At 36.5% G+C, this 15143-nt stretch carries 16 protein-coding genes; 13 read left to right on the top strand and 3 right to left on the bottom strand.

What is annotated here, in order from left to right; all coding sequences use genetic code 11:
- Window positions 1-128: 128 nt before the first annotated feature.
- The 6 genes from ACG9ZL_RS09580 to ACG9ZL_RS09555 all read left to right on the top strand — a co-directional run bounded on the left by ACG9ZL_RS09580 (window position 129) and on the right by ACG9ZL_RS09555 (window position 3897).
- On the top strand, window positions 129-584 hold the full coding sequence (locus ACG9ZL_RS09580; protein ID WP_419359826.1) for a hypothetical protein: 456 nt from the start codon (window positions 129-131) through the stop codon (window positions 582-584).
- A gap of 293 nt (window positions 585-877) precedes the next feature.
- On the top strand, window positions 878-1123 hold the full coding sequence (locus ACG9ZL_RS09575) for a hypothetical protein (RefSeq protein ID WP_419359824.1): 246 nt from the start codon (window positions 878-880) through the stop codon (window positions 1121-1123).
- Between the two features lie 662 nt (window positions 1124-1785).
- Complete coding sequence (locus tag ACG9ZL_RS09570) at window positions 1786-2253, top strand: hypothetical protein (RefSeq protein WP_419359822.1); 468 nt, start codon at window positions 1786-1788, stop codon at window positions 2251-2253.
- 161 nt (window positions 2254-2414) lie between these two features.
- The gene (locus tag ACG9ZL_RS09565) at window positions 2415-2876 is read left to right on the top strand and encodes an SMI1/KNR4 family protein (protein WP_419359834.1); all 462 of its coding nucleotides are present in this window, start codon (window positions 2415-2417) and stop codon (window positions 2874-2876) included.
- A gap of 78 nt (window positions 2877-2954) precedes the next feature.
- Window positions 2955-3458, top strand: coding sequence for a helix-turn-helix domain-containing protein (locus ACG9ZL_RS09560; RefSeq protein WP_419359820.1), 504 nt, complete (start codon window positions 2955-2957; stop codon window positions 3456-3458).
- Window position 3459: 1 nt separating this feature from the next.
- A complete protein-coding gene (locus ACG9ZL_RS09555; RefSeq protein ID WP_419359818.1) occupies window positions 3460-3897 on the top strand; it encodes a hypothetical protein in 438 nt (145 codons plus the stop codon).
- Window positions 3898-3961: 64 nt separating this feature from the next.
- Here ACG9ZL_RS09555 and ACG9ZL_RS09550 read toward each other — a convergent pair whose 3' ends face one another.
- Entirely contained in the window at window positions 3962-4369 is a 408-nt protein-coding gene (locus ACG9ZL_RS09550) for a hypothetical protein (protein ID WP_419359816.1), read from the bottom strand.
- A complete protein-coding gene (locus tag ACG9ZL_RS09545; protein ID WP_419359814.1) occupies window positions 4362-5702 on the bottom strand; it encodes an MFS transporter in 1341 nt (446 codons plus the stop codon). Before ACG9ZL_RS09545 ends, ACG9ZL_RS09550 begins: the two co-directional genes overlap by 8 nt.
- A gap of 100 nt (window positions 5703-5802) precedes the next feature.
- Between ACG9ZL_RS09545 and ACG9ZL_RS09540 the strand changes: the two genes are divergently transcribed.
- The 5 genes from ACG9ZL_RS09540 (at window position 5803) to ACG9ZL_RS09520 (ending at window position 10793) form a co-directional block, all read left to right on the top strand.
- Entirely contained in the window at window positions 5803-6696 is an 894-nt protein-coding gene (locus ACG9ZL_RS09540; RefSeq protein WP_336951996.1) for a LysR family transcriptional regulator, read from the top strand.
- Between the two features lie 240 nt (window positions 6697-6936).
- Entirely contained in the window at window positions 6937-7578 is a 642-nt protein-coding gene (locus ACG9ZL_RS09535) for a paraquat-inducible protein A (protein ID WP_419329022.1), read from the top strand.
- Window positions 7575-8381: a paraquat-inducible protein A gene (locus tag ACG9ZL_RS09530; RefSeq protein ID WP_336951995.1), complete on the top strand. Its 807-nt coding sequence runs from the start codon at window positions 7575-7577 to the stop codon at window positions 8379-8381. Before ACG9ZL_RS09535 ends, ACG9ZL_RS09530 begins: the two co-directional genes overlap by 4 nt.
- An 11-nt stretch (window positions 8382-8392) precedes the next feature.
- Window positions 8393-10060: a PqiB family protein gene (locus ACG9ZL_RS09525; protein WP_336951994.1), complete on the top strand. Its 1668-nt coding sequence runs from the start codon at window positions 8393-8395 to the stop codon at window positions 10058-10060.
- On the top strand, window positions 10050-10793 hold the full coding sequence (locus ACG9ZL_RS09520) for a PqiC family protein (protein WP_419359812.1): 744 nt from the start codon (window positions 10050-10052) through the stop codon (window positions 10791-10793). Before ACG9ZL_RS09525 ends, ACG9ZL_RS09520 begins: the two co-directional genes overlap by 11 nt.
- 107 nt (window positions 10794-10900) lie before the next feature.
- Here ACG9ZL_RS09520 and ACG9ZL_RS09515 read toward each other — a convergent pair whose 3' ends face one another.
- Window positions 10901-13129 (bottom strand): phosphocholine-specific phospholipase C, encoded by a 2229-nt coding sequence (locus ACG9ZL_RS09515; protein WP_419329008.1) that lies wholly within the window; start codon window positions 13127-13129, stop codon window positions 10901-10903.
- A 666-nt stretch (window positions 13130-13795) separates the two neighbouring features.
- Here ACG9ZL_RS09515 and ACG9ZL_RS09510 point away from each other — a divergent pair.
- Both ACG9ZL_RS09510 and ACG9ZL_RS09505 read left to right on the top strand, forming a co-directional pair.
- A complete protein-coding gene (locus tag ACG9ZL_RS09510; RefSeq protein WP_336951991.1) occupies window positions 13796-14662 on the top strand; it encodes a metal-dependent hydrolase in 867 nt (288 codons plus the stop codon).
- 25 nt (window positions 14663-14687) lie between these two features.
- A complete protein-coding gene (locus ACG9ZL_RS09505; RefSeq protein ID WP_419359810.1) occupies window positions 14688-15125 on the top strand; it encodes a PaaI family thioesterase in 438 nt (145 codons plus the stop codon).
- Window positions 15126-15143: the final 18 nt, after the last annotated feature.

The raw sequence follows: 15143 nt of genomic DNA, 5'->3' as shown, positions 1-15143 counted from the left end.
CTTCAAAGTTAAGATGATGGTATGACAATTTTATATACTCCATAAACCCTTTAAATTAATTAGGTGGTTTATGTCGCACTTCAAGTTTTACTCTGCCAACCATACGGAATTACGTGGAGGAAATTGAAATGAGTAGCCCAAAATTATATGCCTTTTTTTGTGCTGAAGAATGTAAAAAAAATGAAGAGCTAATTTTAAAGATTGATAATAATCTTAAAACAATTTATGAAGTTTATTCGTATTTTTCAATTAATATATATAATAAATATAAATATATAAACTCAATACTACCTGAGAATAAATTATTTTTTGGTGCTAGTCCTGATGGTTTTTCAGATTGTTTAACTGAATTTTTAGATCAAAATGTAAATTTATTACGTATTGAAATAATAGATAAAGGTGCTGAAATTTCAGAAAATGAAATTTATGTATTCTTGCATGGTCTTTTAGCTAATATATTAAATCATGATTATGATTCAAAATTAAGGATTTTTGTTTCAAAAGAAATATTAAATATATATCTAAAAGAATCTAGGCGATTACTTGATTTAGATACACATCCAGATGATTTTGTTATTTATTAAATTTCTCCTCTTATGCTTTTTTAGTAAAATTTAGATGAATATATTCTGCTAAAGAAGCATATTTAAATTAAGAAAAATAATTTTATAAATATTAAATCTCTTGTATAAGTCAAAATTTGAGTAGACATGATCTTTGATTTATAAGGTATTGCATAAAGCCCAAATGATTTATATAGCTACTTTCGCAAGAGGTCTAGATAGTGAATCAAGAAAATTAAAAAATCAATATGGTGATAAAATTAAGATTGTATCTGGTAAAAGTGAATTGGAAAATATATTGAAAGGTAAATAATATGGGGAATTCTGCTTGGATTGTTGAAGAACAAAAAAATAATCAATATGATTTTTATTCAGAGATTTTAAATCTTAAGAAAATTTTTGCTGAGAATGGTATGGTATTGGATTTAGCAGATCTTGTTGCTAATGCTGAGGTTGTAAATATTAAGAGTGAAATTGAAATATATGTACATGGTGAAACATATATCGATGAAAATGGTGAAGAAAGTGTTGAAACTTTGGAAATTTTTTTACTAATCTAAGTATTGATAGTGATTTTTATAAGCGTCAGTTTTATATTCATGATATTAATTGGTGTATTGATAAAGCATTTAGAATAATTTTGAGCTATATGAGGTCGAAAAAAAATCAAAATCCATTGTTCTTTTCAGAATCAATAGTCGGTTTTTTAACACTAAGTGACTTAGAACGCTTATATGAATATTATGGTGGAAATTATATTAAAATTAAACCAGATATTTGGTGCGGTGTGGCTTGGGAGAAAATATTGGAAATGAGAAGGTCTTAATTTTTTATTTAATTAATAAAATTTTTTAATTGAGTATGTGATAGCTTGTTATTATCTTATTGTAAAATAAGAGTCAATAAAAATGACTCTATATCTAATAAAGATTAGCAGGCTCATATTTAGAGCTGGTATTTTAATAAGTCTTAACATTCGACCAAATAGAATTTAATGTTGGAAGATATATAAAATAGTGTAAATCCTAATTTTCAATAAGGCTAATTTTTAGTAAGTAATGTTTAATAATGGTGCTAATCGAAGAAGACTACAACGGATTGTAGAAGGTAGTGATGAATCAATGTGGTACTCACCGAATCATTATGGGCAAAGTCGACCTGATCCAAATAAAGCAATTTCACCTAGCAATAAACCTTATGGTAATACCTGGAGAAAATTAAAATGAGTGAATCCAAATTATATGCTTTTTTTTGCGCGGAACACTACGAAAAAAATATACCAATTATAGAAATTATGATCGATAAATCATTAAATTTTATTGGCGATATAACTGATTTTATTGGCCAACATGTTTATAAAGATTATCCTCATGATAATCCTATAATTTCAGGCTATAAATATTATTTTGGCGGTACAAGTCCTGATGCTTTTTTTGATTGCTTGACAGATTATTTAAATTTAAGAAATAAGAATGTTATGCTACGTTTAAATATATTAAGTAAAGGAAATGAAATAACAGATAAAGAACTATTTTTGTTTCTAGATACAATTGCAACTGCTATGCTTCATTATGAATATGATTCTAGATTGAATGTTTTTGTTTCAAAAGAAATATTAAATATATATTTAAGAGAATCAAAGCGATTACTTGATTTAGATACACATCCAGATGATTTTGTTATTTATTGATTTTTCTCCTTTCTATTTTTTTTTAGTAAGGTGGAGAGGATATATTATGTTGGAAAGAAATCTTTAAATAAAGGTAAGTAATTAATTGTGGAAATCATTTCTTATAGAGACTATGGTGAGATTGATACATCTATTATTGTTGATTTTTTGATCAAAAAGGGATTGGACTACCCAAAAGTTATATTAATTTATTGTCCAAATATAATGCTCTTAGACCACTAAAAGAGCATTTTTATTTTAAAGAGTATAATGGTGAAGTTGGAATAGCAGATATATCGTTTCATGGTTATGGTTATGGTTATGGTTATGGTTATGGTTATGAAAAAAAGGAAGTTTACGATCAGGAAGATTTCCTAATATTTCAGAACTCTATAAAGGAATCAAATGCAATTGAACGTAACCAACCTGATGAATATAGCTATGATAAAGTAATTGTATTTGGTAATACTGCTAGAGGTGATTATATAGCCTTTGATTATCGCAAAAACCCTGCGACTGATGATCCACTAGTGGTAATTATGTATCATGATGATTATGTAGAAGATGAAAATGGTGATAGTAAGATGCATGTTATAAAAGTAGCAGATACTTTTGATGAATTTTTAAATCTACTGCATGATTAGTAGGTATCGATAAAATAAAAGGGCTGTTATTCATGTGGACTGACCCTATAAGTTGGACACAACTTATAGGGTATTTTTATGAAATACGATTTAAAGTTTAAACAAGCAGTCATTGCTTATTATGCTCAAGGCCATTCTAGCTTATCAACAGCCAAGCATTTTTCGATTAGTGATAAGGATGTCTCTAAATGGTTGGCTCAATTCGACTTAGGTGGAATTGATGAAATAAAGTCAAAACAGAATAAGACAATTTATGCAGCTGAATTTAAATATAACGTATTAACAACTATGCAGGATGAGCGATTAAGTTTATCTAATACTTCTCTTCGTTTTGGTATTTCTTCCCCGAGTTTGATTAGTGTATGGCGTAAAATCTATCAAACCGATGGTATACTTGGACTAGAACCAAAGTCTAAAGGAAGAGTATCCATGTCTAAAAATAAATATATTGTTGATAAACCAGATCATGAAAAAACAACTGCTGAACTTCAACGTGAACTACTCTATTTACGCGCTGAGAATGCTTACTTAAAAAAGCTCGACGCCTTGCTGAATATTAATGCAATTATTATAGGAAAGTAAAATGAAAGTTTCTGATTTGATTTTTTTGAATATTGATTATTTAGAGAAAAAAGTAGAAGTGGAGGGATGGTTAACTATCTTAAATAATAATTTATTTTTTTTAGATGAGGTTTTGCAAATAAATTATAAAGATACGGTGAAATTAAAAATTTCAAATAGGGATATTATTTATATTCTTAATGAAAAAGTAATATTTCCTATAGGAGGTGAGTCTTTTTTATTTCATAGAGCTTCCATTATTGGTTATTTAAAAAAACTTGAAAATGAATTGGTGTTAAATGTTGAAAAAATTTTATTGGAAGAGGATAGTCCTAATGAAAAAAATAAAAAAATATTAATTCCAATTGAGATTAATTTAGAATCTATTGAAAAGGCAAAAAAAAATAACCCTAATTTATTACAGGAAAATCCATCACAGGACTGGTTGGATTGGTGTTAGTTAATTACTGAGGTTTAATGAATAGCAATTTAGACTGTTTACATCAATAAACTCTTCACACAATTTAACTCGATTTGCTCAAATTGACCAATGTTTCATGTAGATAAACCCAATAACATTGACCAGATTCAACTTTGATACAAGCCGTCGATATGCGTAATGTATCAGGTTCATGGCTTTGTTGATGTTCTTGGTATTGAATCCAGCAGTGGTTGTCTGCTTCAATTAAAGCACGCGTATTCAAGATTTTAATTTTTAACGCAGGTTTATTACCTACATTTTGGCTAAACAAGGCATTTATTTCGGGTAAACCAATGACATTGCCTTGCGTCGTAATCATTTTAAAATTTGGGTCAAAACTGGCTAAGAGTTGATTTAGGCTTTCTTTTGCATTTTGACCTGTAAATACGTTTTCAATCAAAATATGTAAATCGATGACATGTTGTAATGCATTGTCCATAGGATTAGACATGGGTTTTCTCCTTAAAAATGGAAATTAATGATAAAAGGCACAGCACAGCTGCAATCAAAAAAGTATGCTGATAACGTATTAAGTCATTTGCAGCAGGCAATAGACTAAAGATTGAAATAAGGGCAACTGTACCTAAACTAAAAGCGACTTGTCGATTAATGTTCCACAGCACACTGCCTTGTAATAAGTCTTGGCCGTTAAAATCGATGAGGGCACTGATTTGGGCAGTATTGGCACTTAGACCACCACCCATTCCCATCAGTAGATAAGCAACAATTAAGGTACTTAAATCATTGGCATTTGAAACCCAGAACAGCAGTGAAATTCCTAAACTATGTAGCGTAATACCGATTATAAAAAGCTGCTTTTTACCGAGATGACGATAGAGAAGCCCTCCACTGGTCATCGATACCAATGCACCTACTGCATAGAGCAGCATAAATAAGCCAGTCTGTTTTGCATTAAACCCAAGGTTACGTTGTAAATTAAAGATACTCAGTAAATTCACACCAGTAAAAATACCGGGTACTGCGTAATAAACGATAAATGCATTGCGTAAATTATAATTTTTTAACAATTGCAAATTAAGAATCGGATGAGCAGATCCTTTCGCGTATTTGAGGTAAATCAGAAGCATTGTGACGGAAAGTAGAAAGCTACTGATCGCGAGTACAACACTATGGTAATCGTTAAATAATGAGAAAGAGAGTAACAAACACAACAGGCTGACATTGACCATAAATAGTCCTAAAAAATCAGGTTTCCCAGACGTTTTAGCTTTATTTTCTTTGATCCATCGCCACGCTAAAAAAGCAGTGATCATGGTAAAGGGAATATTGGCAAAAAACACCCAACGCCAAGATAAAGCATCAATAATTATGCCGCCAATCGTTGGTGAAAAGGCTGGTGCAATTAATGCAATTGCCATGATCATTGTGGAGATACGTTGCCGTTCATGGTTTGGAAACAGTGCAAATACCAATGCTTGACCGACAGGGATTAATAATCCGCCAGCCACACCCTGAACAAATCTCCAAAAAATTAAACTATGGATTGATTCACTCATGCCAATCAACCAAACACTGACAGAAAAAAGCAGCATTGAATAACACAGCAATTTCCGATCACCCAATACGCTTGCTAACCATAAGCTCATGGGCATGATTAAAACCAAACCTAAAATATAAGCATTGCTTACCCATGCAACCATCGATGGGCTGACTGAGAAAGCTGTTGCTATATCAGGTAAGGCAATTGCAGACATGAAAATATTGATGCAATCAATAAAGAACCCAAGTAAAAACACTGTTGCTATTTTATAGCGATATGACATAGCGACCTCCAAGATGCAGGAGGGTACGATTCAGTCCTTTTATTGTCGATGCATGCGAAGTAAAATCATTGTTTAATAATTTCAAACAATCAGTGTGATTATGCAAAAAAACCTAAAACAGATTATAAGTTTTCTGCAAGTGGTTGATTCAGGATCATTTACCAAGGCAGCAGAGATTTTGGGTTTAAGTCGATCGATGGTGAGTATTGATATCAAGCATTTAGAACAGCATTTAAATGTAAGTTTGCTAATACGTAATACGCGTAATATCGCACTGACTGAAATAGGCAAAAGCTTTTATGAGGATTTCAAACACATTCAATTGCAAATCGAAGAAGCTTTTGAGCGCAGTCAAAACTTAGCCACAAGTATCACAGGGATATTACGTTTTTCATCGACCAATGAATTTGGGCGGAAATTCATCTTGCCTTTGCTGGGGGAGTTTTGCCACCAATATCCTCAATTACAACTACAATATTCTTTTAATTCCTCTTTAGATGATTTGGTCACTGAAAAATTAGATTTGGTCATTCGGTTAGGAAACTTAAAAGACTCATCCATGCGGACACGAAAAATTGCTGAATATCCGATTTATTTAGTTGCCAGCCCTGAATTTTTAAAACGTTATCCGATCAATAGTATTGCTGATTTAGCACATGTTCCTTGGATTGGTCATCGTTTATTGAATTGGCAGGATGCGCAATATGTTTTACAAAATGATCAAGGTGAAAAACATACATTGCCTTTTGTTAGAAGTCAGTATGAATCTAATTCGGCAGAAGCGATACATCAGATGACACTTGCTTCATTGGGTGTTGCGATATCTCCAGCTTGGTTGGTCGATGAAGATATTCAGCAAAATCGTTTAACTCGGGTGTTAGCTGATTTTGATTTACCTGTACAAAACGTCCAATTGCTTTATCCGAATACGGGAACCTTGCCTGCAAAAACCCGTGTCTTTATCGATTTTTTGGTGCAACGACTGTGTATTTAATCATGTCAAAATATATGTTGATATTGAGAATAGATAAAATGCATGGTCAATTGTTAGACTAGATTTCGCCAGATCAATTGTTTATATAAAACCAACAGGATATCATCAAAAAATATCACAACTCATCTGTATACATCTCAGTAAAATATAGCAAGATGAGCTTCGGTCTAAAAAGAATCTATAAAATGGTGTTGATGTTCTATGCGTGAGCCGTCCTCCTATCCGCCAGTTTCTGTGCCCATGAATCAGCAAGCATTGATTCAAAAAGGTGATATTGCACCGCAAACGCTGGTTGCCTGTGAGGAATGTGACACGCTCTATCATCGAATTCAGCTGACCCAAGGTGAACGTGCTTATTGTCTCTGTTGTGGTGCTGAGCTTTATCGGCAAAGCAAGCCATTTAGTGTTTTATTGGCAATGGTCACAACAGCGCTGATCGTATTTGTGATTGCCAATAGTTTTCCGATTGTTAAGGTGGAATTGCAGGGTAATGATTCCCAGACAACCCTACTGGGTGCTGCATGGGCGATGTTTCATGCCGGGCAAGGGCCGGTAGGTGTGCTGATTCTTATCACGACTTTCGTGGTGCCTCTATTGGATTTGTTACTGCTGTTCTATGTCCTTTCATCAGTTCATTTCTGTAAAGTTCGGCCTCGTTATTTAGTTGCAGCATTTCGTACCTTGTTTTTATTTAGAACATGGGGAATGGTTGAGGTATTTTTGATTGGGGTATTGGTTACCTTGGTTAAACTGGTCGGAATGGTTGTGGTGATTCCAGGCGTTGCATTATGGGGATTCTCCATACTGAGTGTATTACTGGTTTATATTGCCTCAGTAAAAGTCAAAGATCTTTGGGATGAGATCGACAGGAGACTTACATGAAAACTGAACCGTCTCAGGCTAATTTTTCAAAATACTCAGCGAATATAGACAGTAACAATTCGCTGCAATATCCAAGAGCCAAAGATTTGTCTTTGGTGCTTTGTCATTGCTGTGGAACGCTCAATAAAGAGGTTCCAGAGGCTGAAGCAAAACACGCTTCACATTGCTTGAAATGTCATAGTGTGCTGCATCAACGTAAACCAAAGAGCTTAGACAGAACCCTTGCTTTAGTGATTGCTGCGAGTATTTTGTATATTCCAGCCAATGTACTTCCGATGACCGTCACAGATTCTTTGTTAGGTAGTCAGCAAGATACGATCATGAGTGGTGTGATCTATTTTTGGCAGAATGGGGATTATTTGGTTTCTGCTGTTATTTTTATGGCCAGTATCTTTATTCCCATGTTAAAACTTTTGATTCTGTGTTTTCTGTTGATTGCAGTAAAAATGCAGTCTTCTAAACGTTTGCATTTTTCACCTGAGCATTGCTCAATGCTTTATCGGATCGTTGAGTTTATCGGTCGATGGTCGATGATTGATGTTTTTGTGGTGGCTTTATTGACCGCCCTGATTCAGATTCAATCACTGGCAACTATTCTTGCTGGGCCAGGCGCGGTTGCTTTTGGTGCAGTCGTGGTTTTAACCATGTTTGCTTCACTGAGTTTTGACCCGCGTATTATTTGGGATAATTATTCTGCTGCCCAGAATACGCGTAACAAGAACGGGCTTTCCCTGCAAGGCTCAGATGTGATTCACGTGGATCATCCTCCCTTGAATCATGATTTATCTAATTCCAGTCAATAAAACAATGATGGGTGTGTATGTCTGAAAATAAAACCAATAACGAAAGCTCAGATCATCAGGATCCTCATGCTGTAGATGAAACGCAGCAGATTTTACCTGAACCTGAGAAAAATAAAGGACGCTGGCGACCATCGTTGATCTGGCTGATTCCGTTTATTGCATTGCTGATCGGTCTGTCGTTGGCAGTCAAAGCGGTATTAGATACTGGTCCGACCATTAATGTTGCTTTTAGAACCGCTGAAGGGTTGGTTGCAGGTAAGACAACCGTTCGCTTTAAACAAGTGGATATCGGTCTTGTTCGCCAAATTGATCTTGCTGATGATCATTCACATGTTATTGCCAAAATTGAACTACGTAAGGATGCCAGTAATTTTGCTGCAAAAGATTCACGATTCTGGGTGGTTCGTCCTCGCATTGGTGCCAGTGGTGTTTCAGGAATTGATACCTTATTGTCGGGTGCTTATATTGAGGTTGATGGCGGTAAGGCTGAACAAAAACAGGATGAATTCACTGGCTTAGAAGTTCCTCCAGTCATTTCATCAGATGTACCGGGGAAAATCTTTTTCCTCAAAGCCAATAATTTAGGTTCACTGGATATTGGCTCTCCTATTTATTATCGTCAGATCAATGTGGGTCAAATTACTGCTTATCAATTGGCCAAAGATGGAAAGAGTGTTGAGCTACAGACCTTTATTCAAGCACCTTATGATAAGTTCGTGACAACCGATGCACGTTTCTGGCAGGCCAGTGGTGTCGATGTCAGCTTAAGTGCATCAGGATTTAAGCTAGATACCCAGTCTTTAGTGAGTATTATCGCAGGCGGTATTGCATTCGGTTATCCTGAGAATTCACATGCTGCTGTTGCTTCGGATCAAAGCCGTTTTAATTTATGGGATTCTCGTACTGAAGCATTGAAAGAGCCTGATGGAAATCCTCATCGCATTATTATGTATTTTGATCAGTCTCTACGTGGTTTGTCAGCAGGTGCACCGATTGACTTTATGGGAATTGAAATTGGTAATATACAGTCAATTAATGCTGAATTTGATGCAAATTACACTCAGATTCGTATGCGGGCTGAGGGGGTGATTTATCCATCTCGTTTAGCCAACGGTAAAGAGCTAGACCCTGATGGTGAAATTTTTAAACGCTTCATCGAAAGAGGCTGGCGTGCTCAAATGCGTACAGGAAATTTACTCACAGGGCAGAACTATATTGCCTTTGATCTATTCCCTAAAGCAAAACCAGCAAACTTAATCATCCGATCAAATGGTGTGATTGAGGTTCCAACCACACCAACCGAGTTGAAGGGATTACAAGCACAAGTATCGCAAATTGCAGATAAATTGAATAAATTCCCATTGGTAGAAATTGGGCAGGATGTACGTAAAACCCTCAATAATATGAACTCAGCGATTAGCTCAACAGATAAATTAGTGAAGCAGTTAGATGGTAAAGTTGCACCAGGACTACAAGCGACTTTGGATGATGTACGTAAAACCATGCGCTCTACTGAAACTATTTTGTCGAGTGACGCGCCAATGCAACAGGATGTTCGCCGTGCTTTACAGCAAATGACACGTGCTGCCGCATCTTTACAGTTAATGGCAGACTATATTGAACAACACCCTGAATCACTCATTCGTGGGAAAACGCCTGAGGTTAAAAATGGTAAATAAAAAAAATAGTCCACATTTTATGTCCTATTTACCGCAGTCTAGTCGAGCAGGTTGTGGACTGCTACTGGCCATTGTAGGTTTAATTGGCTGTTCCAGTTCGCCTACTCCAAATTACTATACCTTGACCCCAACAGTTAAACCCTTGGTGAGTTCAAATGTACGGGTAATTGAAGTACTGCCAGTGGGATTGCCAGACCGTTTAAACAGGGCACCCTTAGTCTTACAGGACAGCAGTGGTAAATCTAATGTATTGGATAATGAACGCTGGACGTCCACTTTGGCCGCTGAGTTACGTGATGGGTTGTCTGCAGGCTTACAACAGAAATTAGGTGCTGTAGATCGTTATAGTAGTGGTATGACTGGTGGTAAAGTGTCATACCGTGTTGCAACCGACTTTTCTCGGTTTGATATTATCGAACACTCCAACACACGTTCGTTAATGGGAGCGATGAATCGGGATATTGAGGTGGCGGTTGCTTGGATTATTAAACGTGATGATCCAGCCCGCCCCTTAAATCAGCCAACAGCAACACACAATGCTGTGTTGCCCAACCGACAACTCAGTTGTCGAATGGCATTTACCGACGCAGTTGGTGCAGATGGCAACAAAATTGTTGATATAGTCAGTGTTTCACGGCAGTCATTGAGTAAGGTGGTTGAAGCGATTGCCGCTTCTGTAGTTGCAACAGAAGCCAATAAAGCTGTGGTGATGGAAGGGGTGACCTGTTCCTAAGCAAGCACTAAAAAAAGCACCCCAGTTTTAAATAAAATCTGAGGTGCTGTTAAATTTGATTCAGTGTTAACAATCTAAAAAATTGAATATTTACAATTGCTTAAATATTAAACCATCGCTGGATCACTGACAGAATCTGCTCCTGTTTCAACGCGTCCTGCAAAGCGTCGATAAAACTTAGTATCCTGAGTACAAGTTACTGCAAAATCATACCATTGCCATGTATCTTTCAGTTCCCAATGTCGTGTTGATGTTTGACCTGCTTTTACAGTGATTTTTAACGCTGCGTCACTACGATAGACGACTGGATTAATGACCAGTTCAACATCTTTTGTGCCCGTATTGGTCAGGTCTAAATAAACATTACCATTGGCAATATCATAACACACACGAATTTCAGGATTGATTTGCAGGGTTTGATTACGATTTAAATCACCTTTGAAATGGCGATGAAAACCATTCGGTCCCATTACCCAAAGATCATACAAACCTTGATTATCCTTTTTCACATTCCAAACATCATCCAGTGTTTTACCCGCTTCTACAATGTAACGACGTGGGACACGGCTGAGATTTAACTTGTCATAGACATGAAAAACTGCGCCTTGAGTCCCTGTATTTGAGAACATGAGTTTAACTGTTCCATCATTTTGACAACGTGCACTGGTGTGTAATTCATAAGGCAATGCTTTAGACGGGCGAATACCACTGGCTTGAATTGGAAGTTGTAAATTGGTTGGAATCGGAACATTGGGCAGCTTTTGTTGAGCTGAACGAAGTTGATCTGCTTGCTCACGGGTTTGTTTACCTGTTAATTCTGGCAGAACATCTTCATTTGGGGTTTTAAAATTAAATGCTGAGGTTAAATCACCACAAATGGCACGACGATAAGGGCTGATATTCGTTTCTTTTACCCCAAAGCGTTGTTCTAAAAACATTAATACGGACGTATGATCAAACACTTGAGAGTTAACCACACCACCACGACTCCACGGTGAAATTACAAAGAGTGGTACTCGTGGGCCCGGTCCATAAACACCATTGTCTTTTTTAGGCTGGCTGTTGCTTCCTAGTGGCGCATCATGTAGATAATATTCATACTGCATATCAGCTTGGCTAAGTGTGGATTTACCTGCATACGTATTGTCTGCTTGTAAGGTCGGTGCTGATGGAGACGGAACATGGTCAAAATAACCATCATTTTCATCAAAATTGATCAAGAAAACGGTTTTACTCCAAACCTCTGGCACTGCTGTTAAAGCATCTAAGATTTCTTGAATAAACCAAGAACCTTGTACTGGGCTTGATGGACCTGGATGTTCACAATAGATGGATGGTGCATTGATCCAAGACACTTGGGGAAGTTTGCCTGTTTTGATATCATTTTTAAAAGCATCTAAAAACTCTTCGGGTTTATTGCCGGGCAGAGTGTTTGCGATACCTTTATACAGTGGATTTTTAGCATTATCGGTTGTGGCATCATAAGCTTTATAAGGTAACGGTTGCGCTGCTTTATTGTATGGGCTATTCGGCGCACCACCACTTGAAACTGGGTAACCTGAGGCAATATTGGCTTTTTTAAAGGTACGGAATGCACCGAGCATGTTATCACCCCATTCATCCGGCATATTTTGATAGCAAATCCAGTTAACACCTGCCTCTTCTAAACGTTCAGCATAGGTTTTCCAAGTGTAGCCGACATCAACGTTTTTGGGATCACCATCAATCCAATCCCATTCATTATTCACAAACGCAGTACTGGTCGGTACTGCACCATTGGTGCCCGTTAAATGAAATGAACGATTGGCATCTGTACCCGTGTGCATTGAACAGTGATACGCATCGCAAATGGTAAAAGCATTGGCTAAAGCAAACTGATAAGGGATTTCCTGCTCTTTAAAATAACCCATTGCATAATCAGTTTTATGGGTGGGCCAGTTTGACATACGGCCGTTGTCCCATGCTTTTTGGCTATCCACCCAAGTATGATTTGTACCGGGTGCACGTTGTGCATTATTACTCGATCCATCTAAATGAAAAGGTGTTAATAAAGCACCATTACTTCGTTGTTGTTGCCATACAGTACGATCATTTTGCAAAGGAATGGTTAAGCGGTCGGCAAAACCACGAACGCCTTTTAGTGTACCAAAATAATGGTCAAATGAACGGTTTTCCTGCATCAGGATAACCACATGTTCGACATCCTGAATGGTTCCTGTTTTATTATTTGCAGGAATAGCCAATGCTTTTTGAATGCTGGCTGGAAATGTAGATAAGGCAGCAGCACCAAAACTTGTTTTAAGTGTATTTGCTAAAAATTGACGACGATTAATCACAATATTTCCCTTTGGTATTTTTATGTTTATGGTGCGCAACGCATTAATGGTTTTTTAGATCCATCAGGCTGTGTGGTGGTCTTATCATCATTTGAATCATTACAAGCTGTGAGTGCTAGTAAAATGGGGAAAATATAAATGTACGATAGCCATTGTTTTGATTTTCTTAACATGTGTTTCATCCATTATAAAGATGCCCACACATTAGACAGCGCTTGTGACAGCAAGGTGTCACCTTTATGACAAATCATTGACATGGCAATAGCGTTAGAAATCGAGACAGAAATCCAGATAGAAATAGAAAATAAAATTGGAAAAGCTTAATCGGTTTTGATGGAGAGGTTAGAGGGGAATGTTTAATTTTAATTTGAACTGTTGTTGAAATCTAGATATCAATTCAGTATTTTTATTTTAAGTGGTTAATTTTATTGTTTATATTTTATGGGGTGCGTAATCATGCATCTGGTCAAAAAGTGATGGATGAAAACAGTTTTTAAGTTTTTTTACTTAGATCGATTGTCTTTATAGGAACAGGTCTGTCATTTAAGGACAACCTGAAGCTTTAACGTATTCACATCATTGACAAGATCAACATGGATCATTATTTTAACTTATCAAGTTCTTTTTTAGAACTTGTTATTTTAAGATAAATTCTTGAGGTGAACCATGTCTATATCAGCGGTGAAAGAAAAATCAAAGCAAAAAACACCTGCATCATTTCCAGTACGTCGTATGGATTATGAATTTCAGGATATGCCCAAGTATTGGTGTAATGACGAACCAACCTTTACCCATTACTTCACAGGTTTATCGACGCTTTTTCCTGAAGGTGAGTCGTACTTTGTCCGTTCAGTGCGCGCTTTGCGTGAAAAAATTAAAAACAATCCACAATTAGATCGTGATATTGGTGCCTTTATTGGACAAGAAGCCATGCACTCTAAAGAACATCATGCTTTTCATGTTAGTGCACAACAATATGGTTTAGATCCTGAATCTTTAGAAAAAGTCACAGGAATCATATTAAAAGCGATTGAACGCACTTTCCCTAAGAAATGGAATCTCTTGGTGACTGTGGGTCTAGAACATTACACCGCAGTTTTGGTGGTAGAAATGATGAAAAATGTCAATGAGTTAATGACCGATACTACCATTCGTAATTTATGGTTATGGCACAGTGTAGAAGAAACTGAACATAAGGCCGTGGCTTATGACATGTATGAATATTTATATGGCAAGGGCTTAGATGCCTACATTCCTCGCGTAGCGATTTTTACATTTAGTCTTGTGCTGATCACGCTATTTTCTAATGTATATCAAGTGGTGTTGATGTCGAGAGATAAACAATTATTAAACTTTAAGTCTTGGACTAAGTTTGCTGGGTTTACAGTGCAAGCCTATCGTAAGCTGGTACCGCAATTTTTCTCTTATTATCAGTTTGATTTTCATCCGAATGATACCGATGAATCTGAAATTGTTGCACAAACTAAAGTAAAAATTGGTTTATCCCCTGAACAATCAACATTTATTCAATAAATATTTATCAAAATAGGAAATAGTGATGAACCCACTCAATATGACGGGTCTGGAAATTATGCAAGCATTCCAAAAAGGACTGGTGCCAGCGCCTGGTATTGCAAAAACTATGGGAATGGAGGAAGTAGGAGACGTTGAATACGGTCGCATTGTATTTATCGCAATTGCGGATGAACGTCATAGCAATCCATTGGGTGGGGTACATGGTGGTTTTGCCGCAACTGTACTTGATTCGGCTACAGGTTGTGCCACCCATACAGTATTAGCTGCGGGTGAAGGTTATGGAACCACAGACCTGGCGATAAAAATGTGCCGGCCGATGCCGTTTAATAAAAAGCTGATTGCAGAAGGAAAAGTGATTAACGTGGGGAAAAATTTAGTTATATCTGAAGGTTATCTTCGAGATGAAGATGGAAAATTGTATGCACATGCCACAGCAACCAATATGATCATCCGTCGTTGAAAGACTCTGTTTCTGTAT

The organism is Acinetobacter legionensis (genome assembly GCF_048551735.1).
Classification (GTDB): domain Bacteria; phylum Pseudomonadota; class Gammaproteobacteria; order Pseudomonadales; family Moraxellaceae; genus Acinetobacter.
The sequence above is the reverse complement of the archived record's forward strand: the minus strand, read 5'-3'. Positions and strand labels throughout refer to the sequence as shown.

What these genes read in the sequence shown, in the direction of transcription:
- ACG9ZL_RS09580 (WP_419359826.1), top strand. Translation starts at nt 129, where the DNA reads ATGAGTAGCCCAAAATTATATGCCTTTTTTTGTGCTGAAGAATGTAAA.
- ACG9ZL_RS09545 (WP_419359814.1), bottom strand. Translation starts at nt 5,702, where the DNA reads ATGTCATATCGCTATAAAATAGCAACAGTGTTTTTACTTGGGTTCTTT.
- ACG9ZL_RS09510 (WP_336951991.1), top strand. Translation starts at nt 13,796, where the DNA reads ATGTCTATATCAGCGGTGAAAGAAAAATCAAAGCAAAAAACACCTGCA.
- ACG9ZL_RS09530 (WP_336951995.1), top strand. Translation starts at nt 7,575, where the DNA reads ATGAAAACTGAACCGTCTCAGGCTAATTTTTCAAAATACTCAGCGAAT.
- ACG9ZL_RS09505 (WP_419359810.1), top strand. Translation starts at nt 14,688, where the DNA reads ATGAACCCACTCAATATGACGGGTCTGGAAATTATGCAAGCATTCCAA.
- ACG9ZL_RS09520 (WP_419359812.1), top strand. Translation starts at nt 10,050, where the DNA reads ATGGTAAATAAAAAAAATAGTCCACATTTTATGTCCTATTTACCGCAG.
- ACG9ZL_RS09550 (WP_419359816.1), bottom strand. Translation starts at nt 4,369, where the DNA reads ATGTCTAATCCTATGGACAATGCATTACAACATGTCATCGATTTACAT.
- ACG9ZL_RS09555 (WP_419359818.1), top strand. Translation starts at nt 3,460, where the DNA reads ATGAAAGTTTCTGATTTGATTTTTTTGAATATTGATTATTTAGAGAAA.
- ACG9ZL_RS09540 (WP_336951996.1), top strand. Translation starts at nt 5,803, where the DNA reads ATGCAAAAAAACCTAAAACAGATTATAAGTTTTCTGCAAGTGGTTGAT.
- ACG9ZL_RS09570 (WP_419359822.1), top strand. Translation starts at nt 1,786, where the DNA reads ATGAGTGAATCCAAATTATATGCTTTTTTTTGCGCGGAACACTACGAA.
- ACG9ZL_RS09560 (WP_419359820.1), top strand. Translation starts at nt 2,955, where the DNA reads ATGAAATACGATTTAAAGTTTAAACAAGCAGTCATTGCTTATTATGCT.
- ACG9ZL_RS09575 (WP_419359824.1), top strand. Translation starts at nt 878, where the DNA reads ATGGGGAATTCTGCTTGGATTGTTGAAGAACAAAAAAATAATCAATAT.
- ACG9ZL_RS09535 (WP_419329022.1), top strand. Translation starts at nt 6,937, where the DNA reads ATGAATCAGCAAGCATTGATTCAAAAAGGTGATATTGCACCGCAAACG.